This window comes from Maribacter sp. UH1 (assembly GCF_056839145.1).
In genome coordinates this window covers 4,415,435-4,434,114 of the sequence record NZ_CM166387.1, presented here as the reverse complement: position 1 = coordinate 4,434,114, position 18,680 = coordinate 4,415,435, and the positions used below count along the sequence as shown (strand labels likewise).

Sequence of the window (18,680 nt, the reverse complement as noted above, 5' to 3'; positions counted from 1 at the left end):
TAGTAGACTGTATCTTTGTAGCATTATAGTATGTTTAATTAGTTTAAAGTAGCAAATGTCATTTAAGAAACTGAATCCACACTTATTGGAAAGACTAGAATACCTTTCCATTACAGAACCAACTTCTTTCCAGAAGAAAAGTATTCCCGTAATTAAAAGCGGAGCAAATGTATATTGTACAGCTCCAAAGGAAAGTGGTAAAACTACAACCTTAATCTTGACAACATTACAGAAACTAAAATGTAAAGCCGAAGGCAATGCGCCAAGAGCTGTTGTTGTGGTTGAGAATAAAGAAAAGGTACTGGAACTTTATGATAAGTTTTTTGAATACACCAAGTATACGGATATGAGACTATATGCCAGTTATAAGGAATTGCATATCGATATTCAAAAATCTGAAATATTTGAAGGTATAGATATACTTATTACAACACCTACTACCCTACACAAGTTGTTTTTATTGAATGGAGTAAGTACGTCACAATTGAAGATCTGTAGTATTGATGATGGTGATTTTTTAATTCAGAAATCAGACTATACAGCAATGATTACGGTTGCACAAAGTATTATGAAATGTCAATATGTGATATACTCAGAAAAAATGCATCCTAAATTAGAGCGTTTTGAAGATTATTTTATGGAACGTGCAAGTCATGTAAAACTATAATATAAGCTTTCCTATTGCTTAGAATATCCTTGTTTACGTAGCACATCTATAGTACTATTATAGCCAATATCAAAAATGGCATCTATTGATCTCATGTCAAAAGTTGCATATTCACAAAGCTCTTCAGGAGAAACTACAAACTCGCATTCTGAAAATTTTGCTATGGATTCTGATGCTGATTTTATTTTATACGCTCTTTCCAAAACATTGTACGAATGTTTTAAATCTTTTATTTTAATAGATTTTAGCGCGTTTACATAGCTGCCTATTATTTTATCGCAGTGTGGTTGTAAAGGCTCAATAGGGAAATTGTTCAATACACCACCATCTACGTAGAAAGACCCATTAATATTAATAGGTGAAAAAACACCGGGAAAAGTTGCAGATGCAAGTACTGGTTTTATCAATTCACCGGTATCAAAAATTTTTAATTCCCCTTTAACGATATCCGTAGCTGTTATAAAAAGCTCCTTAGGAAGTGATTCAAATCTATCGGTAGGGAAAAACTTTTTAAACTCATCATAAAACTTCTCGGTGTCTATAAAACCGGGTTTTTTACGGGCGAATCTGTTGGCATGAAAAATAGGAATTACTTTGAAGAATTCTAAAATATCTTCCCATTTTACACCACCTGCATATAATGAACCAACAATAGCACCCGCACTAGTACCAGATATATGAGTTGGGTAAATACCATGTTCCTCCAAGGCTTTTATTACACCAATATGTGCTACTCCACGTATGCCACCGCCTGAAAGTACTAATCCGGTATTTATCATAACTGTTCTATGTTATATTTCTTAAAATAATCATTTTTGGGCAACAATGTCAAATTTTATCAATCCTCCATTTATTTCTGCTTTTTCTAAAAAGCCATCTTTATAATGATATATATTCTCGTTGTTTTTAGCATTTATCTTTTTGTACGAATGATTGCCTAAAGGTATAATCGTATTAAAACTTCCGTCTTGTTCAGAATAGCACCGTTCTATGTCTACTGGTTCCACAAAATATAGCAATATGGTAGCGTACTGGATATCTTCTTGTACCACTAACTCATTTTTATCGTTTTTTGAAATCTGGTAATAATCTATTTCCCAATTGGTAAGAATGTCGGCATAGGGTTTATCATTGACATCTATAAGTACATTAGCCCTCTTCAATTTATTATTTTCATAGATAACATTGTACAAGTAATTTACATCTATTTCTTTGATGATGCGCGTGTTTATGGTAGTTACACTTTGATAATGAATTTTAGAATCTTTAATGGTTTTAGAAGCTTTTAAACTACCTATTACATTGTCTTTATGTACAATATCAAAGAAAAGTGTGTTTTTTAGAGGCTTTACATCATTTGATATAGAACCAATTGATCCTAAAAAAATAAACATACATACTATAATGAAATGATTTATTGATGACATCTTTACGTATAAAGGGGTTCTTGATTGCAATCTACTATACTAAGGTAAAAGTAAGTAATTCGGTTTTTTATAAACCTAACCAATATCATGTTTTATTGATTGGAATAAAAAAAGGGCTTACGAATATTTTCGTAAGCCCTTGACTTTTAAAACGTTTTTTTAATTACTCCATATCAATAATACCTACAACTTCATAAGCTCTTGATCCATTTACTTGTATTTTTTCATACAGTATATTAGAGTATTCATAATATGTAAATCCATCAATAGTAACTTTCTCATATCCATCAGGTAGTTCGCTAACTACTGTACCAATTTCAGGATCTACAACTTCATATCCAGAATTGGCTTCAACGTAGAAGGTGCCACCAACATTAAAATACAAATGGTTATTGAAACGTACCCTAGCATAGTTTGGAGGTAGGCTATTTATTCTAAATCCAATTTTAGGCGCTATGGCAATATATCTACCACGAGATGCGGTATAGTATTTATTATTTGAATAGAAATAATTTTGCCCATTATGTTTTACTACAGTTTTATTAGGTACAGTCCTAACTGCTACCACTTTTTTCTTGGGTGTTTTATACTGAACTCTTTTACTTGAAACTCTACCTGGAGCTTTTGTTACTGTAGTAGTCCTAGTAGTAGTTGTTTTTGTTGACGTTCTTTTACGTGTTTGTGCTGTACTTGGCAATGCGAATGCCATTAAAAATAATCCTAGTATTACATATGTTTTAGTATTTGTTTTCATCGTTTTAAATTTAAAAGGTTAAACTTTTATTTTTACGTTCAATACTTTGACATGTAAATGCACTTGTGGTTTAATCTATATGCTAGTTATTAAGTTAGAAATAGACGAATTGGCACATTCTGTCTATGAATTAGCCTATTTTATAGAAGTATAAAAAAGCCTTTTAGAAGACTTTAGTTGGTTGATGAAGAATTGTTGTTTTGTTGGTCTTTTATTACCTCTCTAATAGATTCACTGTCCCAATGATTATCGTATTCGACGATACCCCTTTTAAAATCTTCTTCCAACAATCGTTCCTGTTCCTCTAATTCTTTACGGACTTTAAATATATAATCTTCATTTCCCTTAGGTTCAGCTGCCAATCTTCTTAAGCTGGTCTCATCATATTTAATGAAATTCTGTACTTGCCTGTTCAATGTGTATTTTCTAAAGCCGAGTTTGCTTAATACGTCTTTTGCTAGAGATAAAGAGGTGTCCAATGATTCTCGGTAAATGTTTTCAAAGCCCATATTCAGCAATTCATAAGCGTCATTTCTATTTTGGGCACGTATCATTAATTCTACATGAGGATATTTTTCTTTAACAAGCTTGGTGATTTCTAGTGTTACCGGCGGATTATCTATGGCACATATCAAAATTTTAGCTTGAGCAATACCCGCAGCTTCAAGAAGTTCTAATCTAGTAGCATCCCCATAGTATACTTCAAATCCCATTTTACGAAGCACATCTACCCTATTTGAATCTTGGTCTAGAATAGTTGCCTCTATACCGTGAGAACGTAAAAAACGACCAACGGTACTACCAAAGTGACCAAAACCGACTAGAATAACATTTTGAGATTTTGCAATATGGTCCATGGGTCTTTTAATGGACTCTTTTGTGCCAATTTTTGGTAACATAAATCGTTCGTTTATAATACTTATAATTGGGGTAATGGACATGGTCAGGGCTGTTATTACAAGCATAATGTCCATCTGTTCCTGATTCAGTATTTTCAATTGAAATGCAAAGGATAGAAGAACAAATGCAAACTCCCCAATTTGTGCCAAGCTAAATGTTAGTAATAGGTTTTGGTCAAGCTTAAGTTTAAATACTTTACCTGTAATAAACAGTATCAATGCTTTAATCAATATTACTGCTAGTAATATACCGCCAATGGTCAACGGAATTTTAGCAATGACCACAAAATTAATAGATGCGCCAACAGCTATGAAAAACAAACCTAATAGCAGGTTTTTAAAAGGCTCAAGATTACTTTCAAGTTCATGTTTGTATTCGCTACTAGAAAGTACAACGCCACCTAAAAACGCACCTAAAGCAGGTGATAGACCAACGTATTCCATTAGATAGGATATACTGAATACAATTAACAAAGCAGAGGCGAATAACAATTCCCTAACCCCTGTTTTTGCAACTCTTCGTAACATGGGTACGATCAAATATTGACCTGCACCGATAATTAACACTACAGACAAGATAATAGCCAGTGTTTGGTAGCCCATGGGCAAGCCATCTAAAAGATTACCGGATGCTTCATGACTGTCTATGGCAGCTTCACTATCAGAGTTTGAAAGCAAAGGAATTGCACCTAACATGAATATTACGATGATATCTTGAAATAACAATATAGAAAATGCCGAATTACCGAAGGTAGTCTCCATGAGTCCTTTTTCATCAATAGTCTGCATTGCAATGGCAGTTGAGGATAATGCTACTGCCATAGAAATAACCAAGGCAACTTTCCATTCAAAATTAAGTAGTATAAAAAAAAGATAAGAGAGTATCATAGTGCCGGCAACTTGTAAACCACCCATTCCTGCAATAGATTTACGCATATTCCAGAAGTTTTTAGGCTCAATTTCCAATCCTATCAAAAATAGCATCACCACCACTCCGAACTCGGCAAAATGAAGAATATCTTCTCCCTCTTCACCTATAAAACCTAAAACATACGGACCTATTAAAACGCCTGCAATTAAATAGCCTAAAACAGAACTTAGACCTAATCTTTTGGCTATTGAAACACAAATGATTGCTCCCAATAAAAAAACAATGGCATCAAAAAGTAGACTTCCGGTCATAATTGGTTAGTTGGTTGGTGAAGTTTATAAAACTAATTACCTTTTATGTGGTTACAATGGCTTCTTTACTTTGTAATTGATCTATTAACATGCTATAATTTTTCCCGTAAATCTTAAGATCTTCATCAGATAACTTATAAGTGCCCATAACGGTAAATGGCTTTTGATAGTGCATTAAACACAAATTGGCAGTTTGTTCAAAAGGTCTTAAAAACTCGGTAATGGTATAGCTATTTGTTCCTTGGGTACAATATAATTCTTTGTTGCCCCCTGTGGTAATAGCGTTTAAACAAATTTTAGAAGATAATGCCTTTCCCTTTGGACCGTATGCCCAATTGAATTCCAACACCATATCGATCCATTGTTTTAATAACGGCGGACAACTATACCAATACAAAGGATGATGCCAAATAATAACATCATGTTCCGCTAACAGTTTTTTCTCAAAAGGAACATCTATATGAAAATCTGGATACTCTTCATATAAGTCATGAAAAGTAACGCCTTCTTTATCTTTGATATAATTCACCAATACATTGTTCGCTCTTGATTTTTCAAACTTCGGATGGGCAAATAAAACAAGTACCTTCTTCATATTCCAATTCGTTTTAAAAAAAGTATCCTTTAATTTAGGTATTTATTTTGTAATCAGGTTAAAGGAAATTTTTATTCCTTCGATAATCATACCCGTTCCTATGATGGCAATAATTAAACCCATAATCTTACCGATAACAGAAATCACGTTGTAACCCACCAATCGTACAATTAAATTACTGAGCCTAAAAGTCAGATAAGTAAGTATACTCATGAAACCGAAAACAGCGATAACGATTGCTATATGAACAGGTTGCGAATTAGAAACAAAGTTCATAGCGGTTACAATAGTGCCAGGACCAGCTAGAATAGGAATTGCCAAAGGTGAAACAGCAATATTTTCATCAATATTTACGTGTTTTATATTCTTTACATTAGATTGTTTTGATTGCAGCATGTCAAAACCGATATAAAATATTAAGATACCACCTGTAATTTTAAAGGCGGGAATACTAATATTAAACAATTCGAAAATATATTTTCCTAAAAGGACAAATACCAATACAATGATAAAGGCAATAAAATTTGCTCTTTTGTTGATATCGGCTTTGGTTTTTTCATCTGCCCCTTGGGTTAAAGATAGAAAAACGGTCATGTTAGATATTGGGTTAGTAATGGCAAAAAAACCAGTAAAAACAGCAATAGAAAACGTAATTAAATCATCCATTATTTTAAACGAAATTTAATCGTGCAAGAACTTGATTTCTTACTGAAATTCCAAGAATATTTTAAAACTTTTACCAATTGTTAGAATATAAGAAAAGCTGAGACTAATTGGAATTAATCTCAGCTTTTAAAAATGTAGCTTAAATTACTTTTGACTACTGAAAATCAGCTGCTTTAAAAGGATATTTTCTTGGTGTTTTTTGAATGGTAATCCAATGTGCTACGGTAAACGATTTCACGCCCCATTGTCCATTAAAACGTCCTAGACCTGAGTTTTTAACTCCACCGAATGGTGCATAGGCACTATCATTAACTGGTTGATCATTAATATGTGTCATTCCAGCTTCAATACCTTGTGCAAATGCCATTCCTTTTGCTTCGTCTTGTGTAAATACAGAGCTAGATAAACCGTAGTCTGTAGCATTTGCTAAGCGTAAAGCATCTTCCGTATCTTTTGCGCGAGCAATGGATACTGCTGGTCCAAAAATTTCATTTTGAAACAACGGACAGTTTTCATCTACATCTACAAAAACGTGTGGTGGCATATGTAAACCTTCTGCTTCTCCACCTAAAGCCATTTTGTAACCTTGTTCTTTTGCATCGTCTATTAACCCTTTAACAGTATCAAACTGATTTTGATCAATTATAGGACCTACAAACGTATCCGGATCATTCATATCCAACCGTTTCAAGGTCTTTACTTTTGCTATAAACTTTTCTGTAAATTCGTCGTAGACCTTATCTTCAACGATAATTCTGTTGATAGCCATACAGATCTGACCTTGGTTCATAAATTTGCCCCAAGCAGCAGCTTCAACCGCTTGATCTATATCTGCATCTTCTAGCACTACAAACGGACTGTTACCTCCCAATTCTAACTCGATATTTTTAATAATATCTGCTTCCAGAGCATTTTTACCAACTTGACGACCCACTGGTGTTGAGCCTGTAAACGAAATTAGTTTTGAAATAGGATGCTTTGTAATCGCAGTACCAATAGTACTTCCTCCACCTGGTAAAACGCTTAATAACCCTTTCGGGAAACCTGCCTCTTCTAAAAAAGAAGCGAAAATTAATCCGCCTGTTACTATAGACGTTGATGCCGGTTTTAAGACCACAGCATTACCAACCGCTAAAGCTGGACCTAAAGTACGAGCTGTTAATTGACCAGGAAAATTCCAAGGAGAAATTAAACCGATAACACCTAATGGTTTTCTAACAGCCATAGATTCTTTGCCATCAATATCTTGTGGTAATATTTTACCTTCTACTTGTAATGGTAAATGCACAGCACTTTCAAAAACGCTAGCTACTAATTCTGCTTCAAAATACCCTTTTGCTAAGGTTGCTCCTACTTCTTTTCTTGCCCATTCTGCAAACTCTTGCTTTCGGTTTCTAACTACTTCGGCTAGTTTTAGCATCATTCTACTCTTTTCAGGAGGTAATACGGCTGCCCATTTTTTCTGCGCAACTGCTGCTTGTTCAAAAGCCTCATTTACATCATCTGTAGTAGCTCCATTTAAAGAGAATAACTCCTCTTGGTTCCAAGGGTTAATATCCCTGATTGCTGGTCCCTTTCCGTCTTTCCATTCGCCACCAACAAATATTTTTCTCGTATAATTCGGTAATTCTTCTTGTAATTTCATTTTCATTGTGTTTTAATAGTTGATACTAAAGTGTCACGATTACTTTACCCACTGTTCTTCCTTTTTCTACTTCGGTATGAGCAGCAGCCATATCTTCAAAAGCAAACGTTTTGTAAATGTTTGGTTTAATGCTACCGTTTTCTAACATTCCTTTTAAGGTATTCATATCTTCACCGCCAGAGTGTACTAAAATGTCTGAAACGGTTTTGTTCTCCTTTTTAGCTGATGTTTTTAAGTCATCTAAGTCCATACCTACTGTTGTATAGGCTGTACCACCGCTTTTTAAAACTTTTACTGAATTTTCTAATACTTCACCACCTTGCGTATCTAACACAAAGTCGATATTAGATATAATTTCTTCAAACTTTTCAGTATGATAATCAATTGCGTTATCTGCTCCAATAGAGGTAACAAATGCACTGTTTTTTGCCGAGGCAGTAGTATTCACAAAAGCTCCCATTGCTTTTGCAATTTGAATCGCAAAATGACCAACACCACCAGAACCTGCTTGTATTAGCACTTTATCACCTTTGTTAATCCTTCCTTCTAAGATTTGTAATGCAGTTAAAGCAGCTAAGGTTGTAGCTGCAGCCTCTTCAAAAGAAACGTTGTCTGGCATTATAGCTAAATGTGCTTCTGGCGCAGCAACAAATTCCGCGTAAGCGTTACCTACACCAGGAAAGTTTACCATACCAAAGACATTGTCGCCTATTTTAAAATTGGTAACATCAGTACCAACTTCTGTTACGGTTCCTGCTATGTCCCAGCCTAAAATAACAGGTCGTTTTTCACCGTACATCATATTCAGCATTTTATCTTGATACTTTGGTTTTACGTCTGCCGGGTTTAATGAAATAGCCTTTACCGCTACTAATACTTCGTTATCTTTTGTGCTTGGTTTTGCTACTTCTGCTAAATGAAGGTTTTCTGGTCCTCCTGCCTTTTCTAATACTATTGCTTTCATAGTGTTTCTATTTTTAAATTATTTTTTATTGTAGACAATGGTCATTCCCTTGCCTTGCTTAAGTGTTAAGCGCATTTTGGTACCTGTAACTTCAATTACAAGTTCATCATACCCTAAATCCATATCTCCGATTTTGCTTGTTCTGGTGAAGAAATTATTCTTCCAATCCCAAGTACCTGTCAAAACTTTACCTCCAAAAACTCCAAATATTTGACCGTCGTGAGTAGCAACAGATTGCCCGTCTTTGTCACCATAAAAATTATCGGCAGCTAACTTTAAATATTCTTCTTTTGTGTTTATTCGTTTCCAATTTTCATCTACAGGTATAGCTTTACTAATCGTTGATGGAAGTGTGTAAGATGCTATTGAATTACTAAATAGAACTGGAGTAAATAACACATTGTTTTCTATGATAATATCTGCTAAACCTTTCGGGAAGTTTCCAATTAATTGTCGCGTATTCTCATTTATATAAAACAAGTCACTAACCGTACCTCCTGTTACTAAAAAACCATCATTAACAGCAGTTAAACCGTCTAAAGCTCCTAGTTGATAACTGCTTTTAAACCGTGTTATCGTTTTATCTTTTAGGTTGACTTTATATAGACTACCGAACTTATCTGGTGAAATTTCTAAAGTCAATTCTTCACCAAAATTTGCAATAACTAAGTCTTCATTTTGAATATAAAGTCCGTTTGGATGCTTAATTTCTGGGGATTGAAACCAAATCTCTAATTTGTTATTTACTAATGTGAAAATCTTACCACTTGCTATATCAGAGATAAAAACCTGTCCGTTTTTAGAAACCACGACATCATTTAATGACACAACATCTGGAGAAGTAATGCTATTTACGACTTTACCATTTTTAACATTGATAATATGTAGCTCCTTACCATCGCCAACGTATAATTTGTCTTGATATAGTGCTAAGCCTGCAGGCGAATTTAAACCTGTTACCCATTTATAATTATCAACTTTTCCGTCCTTTGAAATTCTACTTATATACCCTTTGTTATTTTGATTTACGTTAGAAACATACAACCAATTCTCTGTTGGTGATGCCACAATAGACTCAGGCATAGAAAAACCATCTAATTCCCAGTTTTTAACTAATTGTTGTGTTGTATTTATGTGATTAGATGCCGTATAGTTTGTTTCTTCTAAAACTTCCTTTAAAGTAAATATGCCATTATTTGCAGCTGGAAAGCCCGTATACAAGCTTAACAAAATCATAGTTTCTGAAATCTCATTTGGCGTAGCACCTAAATTTAAGGCAGCCTTTATATGCGACTTTAACTGCGACTTTGCATTTGCTTGTGTAGTAAGACTAGCAATTATTAATAATTCTTTGGTTTTAAAATCTATGCCTTTTCTGTTATAAATTTCTCCAAAACCATAGCGAATAATATAATCTGCCATATCTGGAGAGACACTTTTAAAAGCTGTTTCCAAACCTTTTGAAGCTCCTTCGCCATTAACCTCATTAACAATTTTTACGCCTGTTTTATAGTTGTCTTCTTTAGTGTTTTGCGCATTACTGGAGTAAGCTAAAACTAAAGTGAATAATAAAATTAATTACTTTTTCATAATATTTGTTCTTTATAAAGTTGGGTTATCTCTTAAATTTCTGTAACGAAATTCATATACTGCTTTAAATCACCAATGACAGCTTCTTCCATCAGTTTGCCTGTTTTTACTGCATAAGGTTGATTAAAGTGAATATCCCAAACATCAGATTCTTTTCTCCAATGCTCGTAAACTACTAGGGTATCTTCTTGATTATCTACTGTATACAAATCAAAAAGAATGTTGCCTTCTTCCTCATTTCTTGTGTGGGTAATGTGATCTTCAAACTGTTCAAGAAGTGCTTCTCTAAATTCCGTTTTTAGTTTAAAAATGAAGAAAATAATAAATACGTCATCTTCAGGATTTGCAGATTTTGAATGGTCTGGAAGCGGATTTGTATCGCCTAAAAAGTAGAAATCAGGAGCCGACTGTAAGGCGGTCTGTCCTACTTCCATTAACTTCTTGGTATGTGGCTCGTTATCGTGAGCTGTAATAGCAGCTTTGTCTGCCCAACGTTCATAAACAAAAAACACATTGTCTTCTGCTTTAGATACAAATACTTTAATCTCCTTATTACCAGCTTCTTTTTGTGTTGCCGCTTGTACTTCTTTAAGCGTTGCTACAAACGTATCTTTGTGTTCTGGTTTTGCTGTAAATTTTACAATTGTACTTTTCATAATAATGTTCTTTAAAATTGAAGTACCTTTTATTTTAATGGAGTAAGTGGTACTTTTTGAATGATTGTAACCTCTTTTATTTTTGCAAATCTGTCATTTGGATTATCCTTTACAATCCAATGGTGAGAAGTAGTTGCGGTTAATTTTTGACCTTCTTTTGTTATCCCTTTCCAAACAAAATCTACGTTGACTTCATATTCATTTTCAGAAATTACTTCTACAATAAAGTTCTCTGGAAAATGACTGCTTTCCTTCAATTGTTTTGGTGTTCCATTCAACCATTGTTCTAATTGCTCTATGGTAACAATAGGTTCGCTATTTGTTGAAAAATTAAGTTTAAATCCATCTGCTAATACCTCTTTAAAAGGCGCAACATTACCATCTAACTGTTCCATATTTAAGAGCCAGTAATGCATAAGAGATAACATTCGGTTTTCTGGATATGCATCCTCAAACGTTGGATCTTTAATCTCGCCAGTAGGGTTAATATTAATTTCTGTAAACACAGGTAAAAGCGCACCAGGAACCTCTTTTAAAAATGTGCTGTAATGCAAAGGATAACTGTCATTAGAACCGTCTGACTTTAAATTTTGATAAATAATATCAGCTTCTAAATTAATAGTACCGTTCTCTAATTTATTAACTTCTATATTTTGAATATGATGCGCATTTTTCCATCCTTTATAAACTTTTAATCTTTCAGGATAATTTTCTTTGCCTTGCATTTCTCCAGCTGCAGATTTCATTTTTATATCATCTGCTAAAATTTCTAACTGATTTTCTAGTCGCTGTTTATTTTCAATATCACGTTCATAAAAAAGATACCAACGGTGATATTGTACGATAGCTGCGTGAATAATTTTTGTGTTTGTTTCCATCATTATTGGGTTTTAAGACTGATTATAACTGTGTGATAACTGTTTCTTCAGGAAACCTTGACTTTGGTAATTTTGCATTAAAGTCACTGTCTTTTCTATAACCTAAAGACACAACTGCTAAAGCGGTGAAGCCTTTTTCGCGTAAGCCAAACTCTTCATCTAAGGCTTTTACATCTACACCTTCCATTGGGCAAGCATCAATACCTAAGGCAGCTGCACCTAATAAAAGTGCCCCCATATTTAAATACACTTGCTTTTCCATCCAGTGTGGTAAATCTTTAAGGTCATAGCGGTGAATGTTTGCAAATAGCATACGACCACCGTGCATTTGATCTTTAAACTCCTGTGCTGCAAAACGACCATCTTGGTCTTCTTGCTCCAAAATGCTATTCATATAATCTTCGTCTGCATCTGTGCGAGCTGCGATAACAATTGCGTGAGATGCGTCTAAAACTTTTGGCGTGTTGAATTTGAAAAAACCTTGTGTACCTTTTGCAATTCGCTCTTTACCTTCTTGGGTATCTGCAATTAAAAAATGCCAAGGTTGTAGGTTTACACTAGAAGGACTTAAACGCAGTACATCTTTTATTTGTTGAAAATCTGCATCTGATATTTTCTTAGTTGCATCAAATTCTTTTGCAGAGTAACGCTTGTTTAATATTTCTGTTAGATTCATTTTATGATTTATTTAACTTATTGATTATTAATACTATCAAAATTATAGTACAAATGTATACGTGAAGTTGATACGCGTCAATAACGGTCAAGAAGTATAGTATCTAAAATGAGTTGTAAAATTCTGTATATCAGAAACTTAAATATAATAATAATTACTATAAAAAATATAGTTGCGCACTATTTTAAAGTGCACTATCTTTGCACCTTTTAAAATGTTATGAAAATGGACAGAAAAGAACTGTTTGAAAAGAAACCAAAAATTAAAATCAATAATAAAATATCATTCTGCCCAACGAGCGCAGCAATGGAATTGATAGGTGGAAAATGGAAGAGTGTGATACTAACGCATTTAATAGGCGACAAAAAACGCTACAACGAGTTGCGTAAAGAAATTCCTGGTATTACTGAGCGCACGTTGAGTTTACAGTTAAAACAATTAGAAGCAGATGGTATGGTAAACAGAAAAGTGTTTACTAAAAAACCACCTTTAAAAGTAGAATATACCCTTACTGAGTTTGGGCAAACATTAGTTCCAATTCTGAACCTAATTGTTGATTGGGGATTACACGCAGCAGAAACAAAAGGGGAATTTTTGTTTGAGGAATAGAAATTCGGTTAAATACGAGCCCCTTCTTATCATGAAATAAGAAGGGATTCAATTTTGATTCTCTGTACTTATTTCTGTACTTCAAAAAGTATAACTTGATTAAGTTGTGGACCATAAAGGCTAAAATTATTATCGGCCACCACTATTAAAGAGCGATTACCGTTTGCAAAGTCAGGACCAAAAGAGATTCCTTCAATATTGTCGACAATACCGTTGGTTAATTCATTTCTAATATTCTCAAAATTGAATAAAAGCTTCTTTGTTACTTTGGTATAGCGCTCACCTTTTAAACTATTGATACCACTTACATCAGTCGCTTTTGAAGCCTCAACATCATAAATTTTAACAGTGTTGCCTCCGTCAGAATATCCCATAGAATAAGAACGTTCTAGTACAAAAAATCTATTGGTATCGTACTCTAGAATCTCAACAATACCATTTAGTTCAAATGTAGCTCCGTCAATTGCAGGACGGGTAACTTTGTCCAATTCATATACTATTTCCTTTTCGGAATGCCCTGTTTCTTTATTTATGAAAGCTATTCTTACAGGTGAATCTGTTTCTTCTAAAGTTGGTTCAACTCCGTCTTCTTTCAATGGTAATTCCATCGCAACCCAATAGCCTTTTTTAAGTTTACTTACAGATATTCCCTCAAAAACACCATTATGGCGAGGTCCCAAATCTGGATTCTCATTAGGTAAATAGCGATTAGCAAGATTCAATTCTTTAACAAAATTACCGACTGAATCTGAAATGCGTACGAAAGGTCTCAGACCTTTCTTTATATTTCCTTCACTTGTCCAAATAAAGCATCCATCATCATATCTAATAGATTCGGGATCGACAAATCCTTCTGGTATTACTTCGTCAATTGAATCTTTAAAATGAGTAACGGATGTTATTTCAATCGAATCAAATCCGTTAATATCATAAGAAATATTGGCGCTATAAAAGCGTGGAAAATCACTGTCATCACTAATGGCGTACCAAATTCCATTTGCATAATCTATACCTGATAACCCACCTACCCTGGTGTTGGCAAATGTTGTTTCATCAGGCAAAAGATATTCATCTATAAAACGCAAATTGATATCGGTATCTTTTGGTGGTGATTTTTTAATATTACCACAAGCAGAAACAATAAATAATCCTATTATTGAAAGAAATGTTCGTACTGCAAAGCTCATGTATGGATTTTGAAAACTAAAATTTATACTTGCGAAAGTAAGTCTAATACTATGGTCATTTAAAATTATAGCGCGCGAAAATTATTTAATCAATTTCTTCGTTAACTCAACCAATTCTTTAATTTTTTCATCATCATAGGCATCTGGGTGTGCTTGAGCATAACCTCCTTTATCATTATCAAAATAAGCGTTTGTTTTCGCTTTGTCGGTCATACTTAAATCATAAAGAATATCTACTCCCTTTTCTGTAGGAGACCAATGTTGACCGTAGGCTTCCTTTGCCATCTTGGTATTCAATAACGAACCTGGGTTTACTGCAACAACCAAAATACTTGGTTCCTTTTTTGCCAAATTAAAACTCCACATGGTCAGCGCTAATTTACTTTGTGCATAGGCATCATTAGCCCCTAAACTCATTTCACCTTTTAATGCACTTAAAGAAACTGGGGATTGTGCCGCAGAACTAAGATTTACGATTCTAGGTGCATCGGCTTTTTTCAATAACGGTAATACCGCATTTGTAAATTGATATGGTGCTAAATAATTCACAACCAAACGAATATCTACTCCGTTCGAAGCAGTATCAGTTTTAGCTTTTAAAACACCTGCATTGTTTACCAAAACATCAATTTTCGGCATTTTTTCAGCAACTTCTTTAGTCATTTGTTTAACCTCTGACAAATTTGAGAAATCAGCTAGAAAACCTACTACATTGTCATTCTTTGATTCCGCTTTGATTTCTGTTACAGTAGCTTTTAACTTAGTATCAGTTCTACCATGAACACCAACAAAATGACCTTCTTTCGCCAAACGAAGCGCGAGTAGCTTTCCTATACCGTCTGTGCTTCCCGTAATTAATATATGTTTCATTTTTTAGACTTTAGTATTTTATAAATGGAATTTTGGCAGAATATGTTCTGCCAAAATTCTGTTTTCTTTTATTTTTAAAACGGTGCATAGGTATCTTTGGGACCCTCTGGTAAACTCCAACGCTCGCGAGCCGTAATATTTTCTGCCGCAACAACTTTTGATGTTGAATTATCAACGCTGTCATAACTACTTGCACCTCCTCGTGGTATTTGCATACGATCTCCATACAGCCATACAACCAAGTTACTACGTTGTCCACTTGTAATTGGATGGGTAGCATGAGGTACTTTGCCAGTATGAATTATTGCCTTACCGGGTTCAAAGATAGTTTGAACAACCTTTCTCGTAGACGTATCGTGAAAATCGACTTGTGAACCTGTAAATTTTTCTTCAGGTAAGTTAATATTGATATTCAAAGTAGCTGCAGAAGCATCCGTATGGGCATGCAAATCTTTATCTTTATCTGGGTTATACTGAATAGAAAAACCAAAGGTTTGGTTATCGTAGCCATAAGTACCTAGTAATAAACGGGCGATCGGGCGCATATAGCGATCCATGATTTCGTTATAAAAAGCCTGAAAATTAGGTGCAGCAAGGTGTCCTTCTGAACGTGGGTCTAACATAACGCCATAACGATTCAACTGAATGCCATAAGGTGCACGTCTGGGAATTTCAGAATTTACCGTAGCTTCTAGATATTTACGAAAATCTGCTAGACGTTCTAGATCAAAAAACTGAGCAGAATATACTCCAGGAATAATCTCTTCCCATAAATCAGCAACAGCATTTTCCTTTTCCGGATTTTCCCAAGCATCGTTTATAGCTTTTCTTAATTTTGGGTCAAGTAAGGTTTCATCAGGAACTAGCAAACCGTCTTTATTTTCAATTTCCCATTCGCTCCAAGCATCTTCAAGCAACTTTCGGTTACTATTCCAAAATTGTGACACAGAAGGATCACGATTTAGTGAAGCTTCGCGAGTTGGTAGTGTAAGCGCACGAGCTTGTGCGAGTGCATTTGTATTTGTTATTGTTTTCATGATATATTTGTTTTTCACCAAAACCTCTTTAAAAGTATTTTTGGTTTTATTTACTTATTCTGATAACAAAGTTAGTATGAGACAGCAGTAATTTTTTGGTAGTAAAAACGGTTGTTTAGGTAAATTTCAAGGTTTTGTTTTAAAGCAAAAAAATGCCCCAGAAATGGGGCATTCAACAGAACATATTAATCGACATGTTTAGAGCCTGCAACTCTAATCCTACTACATATTTTATTTACTATTATCTAGTTTTCAACCACAACTTTACCAATGGCTGTACCACTAGCTAAGTGTGCATAAGCATCAGCAACTTGCTCCAATGAAAATTGATTTTCATCAACAATCGGAGTTAAATGACCTTCGTTAGAAATTTCAGCTAATTTTTCTAAAATACTACCGTGATTTTCTCTTTTGAAGTTATGTAACATCGGAATCAACATAAAGACCACTTGTAATGATGCTCCTTTAAAGTGCAACGGAGTTAAATCGATTTCCAACAAGGAAACCGTTGTGGAAATATGACCGTTTAGGGCAACTGCTTCCATAGAATTTGTCAGGTTTGGACCACCAACGGTATCAAAAACAACATCAAAACCACCATCGGTATATTTTGCTGTATAATCTGCTACTTTTTCAGTTTTAAAATCGATAAAGGTTGCCCCGAATTTTTCAACAATTGCTTTTTGTTTGTCACCTGTACCAGTAGCAAAAACTTCTGCTCCAAAATATTTAGCCAGTTGTACCGCTAAATGACCAACACCGCCAGAACCACCATGAATTAATACTTTTTGACCTGCTTTTAAGCCTGCTCTTGTCAAACCTTCATAAGCTGTAATTGCAACTAAAGGTAAAGCTGCAGTTTCGCGCATAGTCAAGTCTTTTGGTTTGTGACCAATTAAATTGCTATCAGCTACAATGTATTCTGTCAATGTTCCAGGTAAATCTGCTAATCCACCAGCACAACCGTATACTTCATCTCCTACAGCATAACCCTCTACACCTTCTCCAACAGCTTCAATTACTCCGGAAAAATCCATACCTAATAAGGCTGGTAAAGCTGGTGACAATGGTAAATCTGACCCCATTTTTTTTAATCATCATATCAATAGTATTGACACTAGATGCCGCAATTTTCACTAAAACGTGATTTGCTTTTATTGCTGGTTTAGCTATTTCTGAAACTTCAAAATTTGCATTTTCTCCGTAACTGTTTAATAACATTGCTTTCATAATCTTTCTTCTTTATTTATTTTGTTAATCTTTAATTGTTTTTCGTTGTTCGTTGTTCGTTGTTCGTTTTTCGCTGTGCGCTATGCGCTCTACATAAAAATTGAAAAGCGATATGCGAAATGCGCTTGGCGCAAAGCGTATGGCGCTCAGCGCCCTTAATTTACTTCTTGAATATCCATAACCATTTGTTCCCAATTCTTTTGGTTGTTATGGTCAAACTGTGCTCCGTTATCATCTGCATAGGCAAAACGTTTTATAGCCGGAGTTTTACTTGTTGCTTGAAATAATTGGTATGCTTCTTCTTTTAAAGCTTCTTTTATTGGTAAATCTATAGATGCATATACTGCACGTTTACTAGCGGCAATAGAATCTGCTGGAAATTGAGATATACGTTGTGCTAAGGCATCTACATAAGCTCCAATTTCATCTGCCTCTAATGCTTTGTTTATAGTCCCGAATTTTTCAGCTTCATCGGCATCCCAATCTTTTGCTCCTAGAATAATTTCTAGTGCTTTTCCTAATCCTGTTTGTCTAGCCATGCGAGACGCTCCACCTCCACATGGTAAAATTCCCATGCCAACTTCCATCTGCATGAACTTAGCCTTTCCTCTAGCTGCAAAACGCATATCTAACGCCAACGCCATTTCGTGTCCGCCACCACGCGCAAAACCTTCAATTTTTGCTATAGTTGCTTGTGGTACGTTACTTAAGCGTTCTAAAACAGCTTGTAAATCCAATAACTGTACTTCGTTTCTTGGAACTGCTTCTATAGACATATCTCTAAGCAAGTTGGTATCATAATGACATACCCAATAATCTGGATTAGAAGATTCAAAAACTACCACTTTTACACTTCTATCTCTTTCTAATCGTAAACAAAGGCTGCTTAAATCTGCTAGCATTTCTTGTCCCTGTACGTTTACTGGTCCGAAGTTGATGTCTACGGTTAAAATTCCGCCTTTTTGTTTTGCCGTAAATGTTTGAAAGTTCTTGTAGTCCATAATATTTATTTTTTGGTTGCTATGCGTTCTGTATTAATTACAGTACAAAGTTATCTAGGGACACAAGGTTAAAATGGGTAAAAAACAAAGTGGTTTAGGTAAAAAAAGAGGTAATTGGTGATTTTTTAAGTTTATGTAAGTAAATTA

At 34.6% G+C, this 18,680-nt stretch carries 19 protein-coding genes; 2 read left to right on the top strand and 17 right to left on the bottom strand.

Translation table 11 applies throughout. From position 1 onward, the window contains the following. Window positions 1-55 precede the first annotated feature (55 nt). Entirely contained in the window at window positions 56-667 is a 612-nt protein-coding gene (locus UH1x_RS19270; RefSeq protein ID WP_036154532.1) for a DEAD/DEAH box helicase, read from the top strand. 11 nt (window positions 668-678) lie between these two features. Here the strand turns inward: UH1x_RS19270 and UH1x_RS19265 are convergent, their stop codons facing one another. From UH1x_RS19265 to nfsB, 12 genes are all read right to left on the bottom strand, one after another. Then, a complete protein-coding gene (locus UH1x_RS19265; protein ID WP_482623671.1) occupies window positions 679-1,446 on the bottom strand; it encodes a patatin-like phospholipase family protein in 768 nt (255 codons plus the stop codon). A gap of 30 nt (window positions 1,447-1,476) precedes the next feature. After that, window positions 1,477-2,061: a DUF6134 family protein gene (locus UH1x_RS19260; RefSeq protein WP_482623669.1), complete on the bottom strand. Its 585-nt coding sequence runs from the start codon at window positions 2,059-2,061 to the stop codon at window positions 1,477-1,479. A 196-nt stretch (window positions 2,062-2,257) separates the two neighbouring features. Then, window positions 2,258-2,848 (bottom strand): DUF6515 family protein, encoded by a 591-nt coding sequence (locus UH1x_RS19255; protein ID WP_482623667.1) that lies wholly within the window; start codon window positions 2,846-2,848, stop codon window positions 2,258-2,260. 173 nt (window positions 2,849-3,021) lie between these two features. After that, entirely contained in the window at window positions 3,022-4,929 is a 1,908-nt protein-coding gene (locus UH1x_RS19250) for a monovalent cation:proton antiporter-2 (CPA2) family protein (RefSeq protein ID WP_482623665.1), read from the bottom strand. Window positions 4,930-4,972: 43 nt separating this feature from the next. Then, window positions 4,973-5,524, bottom strand: a complete 552-nt coding sequence (locus UH1x_RS19245) for an NAD(P)H-dependent oxidoreductase (protein ID WP_482623663.1) — start codon at window positions 5,522-5,524, stop codon at window positions 4,973-4,975. Window positions 5,525-5,566: 42 nt separating this feature from the next. Continuing rightward, window positions 5,567-6,190 carry a MarC family protein gene (locus tag UH1x_RS19240; protein ID WP_036154525.1) on the bottom strand — a complete coding sequence of 208 codons (624 nt, stop codon included), beginning with the start codon at window positions 6,188-6,190 and terminating at the stop codon, window positions 5,567-5,569. Between the two features lie 154 nt (window positions 6,191-6,344). Next, on the bottom strand, window positions 6,345-7,835 hold the full coding sequence (locus tag UH1x_RS19235; RefSeq protein WP_482623661.1) for an aldehyde dehydrogenase family protein: 1,491 nt from the start codon (window positions 7,833-7,835) through the stop codon (window positions 6,345-6,347). A 25-nt stretch (window positions 7,836-7,860) separates the two neighbouring features. Further along, a complete protein-coding gene (locus tag UH1x_RS19230; RefSeq protein WP_482623659.1) occupies window positions 7,861-8,799 on the bottom strand; it encodes an NADP-dependent oxidoreductase in 939 nt (312 codons plus the stop codon). A gap of 18 nt (window positions 8,800-8,817) precedes the next feature. Next, the gene (locus tag UH1x_RS19225; RefSeq protein ID WP_482623657.1) at window positions 8,818-10,254 is read right to left on the bottom strand and encodes a carboxymuconolactone decarboxylase family protein; all 1,437 of its coding nucleotides are present in this window, start codon (window positions 10,252-10,254) and stop codon (window positions 8,818-8,820) included. Window positions 10,255-10,421: 167 nt separating this feature from the next. Continuing rightward, a complete protein-coding gene (locus UH1x_RS19220) occupies window positions 10,422-11,045 on the bottom strand; it encodes a putative quinol monooxygenase (RefSeq protein WP_482623655.1) in 624 nt (207 codons plus the stop codon). A gap of 29 nt (window positions 11,046-11,074) precedes the next feature. Continuing rightward, on the bottom strand, window positions 11,075-11,923 hold the full coding sequence (locus UH1x_RS19215; protein ID WP_482623654.1) for a hypothetical protein: 849 nt from the start codon (window positions 11,921-11,923) through the stop codon (window positions 11,075-11,077). 22 nt (window positions 11,924-11,945) lie between these two features. Next, window positions 11,946-12,599, bottom strand: a complete 654-nt coding sequence (gene nfsB / locus UH1x_RS19210; RefSeq protein WP_482623652.1) for an oxygen-insensitive NAD(P)H nitroreductase — start codon at window positions 12,597-12,599, stop codon at window positions 11,946-11,948. A 225-nt stretch (window positions 12,600-12,824) separates the two neighbouring features. On the opposite strand from nfsB, the gene UH1x_RS19205 reads away from it, so the two are divergent. Beyond that, window positions 12,825-13,208: a winged helix-turn-helix transcriptional regulator gene (locus UH1x_RS19205; RefSeq protein WP_036154512.1), complete on the top strand. Its 384-nt coding sequence runs from the start codon at window positions 12,825-12,827 to the stop codon at window positions 13,206-13,208. A gap of 68 nt (window positions 13,209-13,276) precedes the next feature. On the opposite strand, the gene UH1x_RS19200 is transcribed toward UH1x_RS19205, so the two are convergent. The 5 genes from UH1x_RS19200 to UH1x_RS19180 all read right to left on the bottom strand — a co-directional run bounded on the left by UH1x_RS19200 (window position 13,277) and on the right by UH1x_RS19180 (window position 18,533). Then, window positions 13,277-14,395, bottom strand: coding sequence for an esterase-like activity of phytase family protein (locus tag UH1x_RS19200; RefSeq protein ID WP_482623650.1), 1,119 nt, complete (start codon window positions 14,393-14,395; stop codon window positions 13,277-13,279). 81 nt (window positions 14,396-14,476) lie between these two features. Then, window positions 14,477-15,265, bottom strand: a complete 789-nt coding sequence (locus UH1x_RS19195; protein ID WP_482623648.1) for an SDR family NAD(P)-dependent oxidoreductase — start codon at window positions 15,263-15,265, stop codon at window positions 14,477-14,479. A 74-nt stretch (window positions 15,266-15,339) separates the two neighbouring features. After that, window positions 15,340-16,302 (bottom strand): 2OG-Fe(II) oxygenase, encoded by a 963-nt coding sequence (locus UH1x_RS19190; protein WP_482623647.1) that lies wholly within the window; start codon window positions 16,300-16,302, stop codon window positions 15,340-15,342. A gap of 245 nt (window positions 16,303-16,547) precedes the next feature. Then, window positions 16,548-17,387 carry a zinc-dependent alcohol dehydrogenase family protein gene (locus tag UH1x_RS19185; RefSeq protein WP_482623645.1) on the bottom strand — a complete coding sequence of 280 codons (840 nt, stop codon included), beginning with the start codon at window positions 17,385-17,387 and terminating at the stop codon, window positions 16,548-16,550. 300 nt (window positions 17,388-17,687) lie between these two features. After that, the gene (locus UH1x_RS19180) at window positions 17,688-18,533 is read right to left on the bottom strand and encodes an enoyl-CoA hydratase/isomerase family protein (RefSeq protein ID WP_482623643.1); all 846 of its coding nucleotides are present in this window, start codon (window positions 18,531-18,533) and stop codon (window positions 17,688-17,690) included. Window positions 18,534-18,680 lie beyond the last annotated feature (147 nt).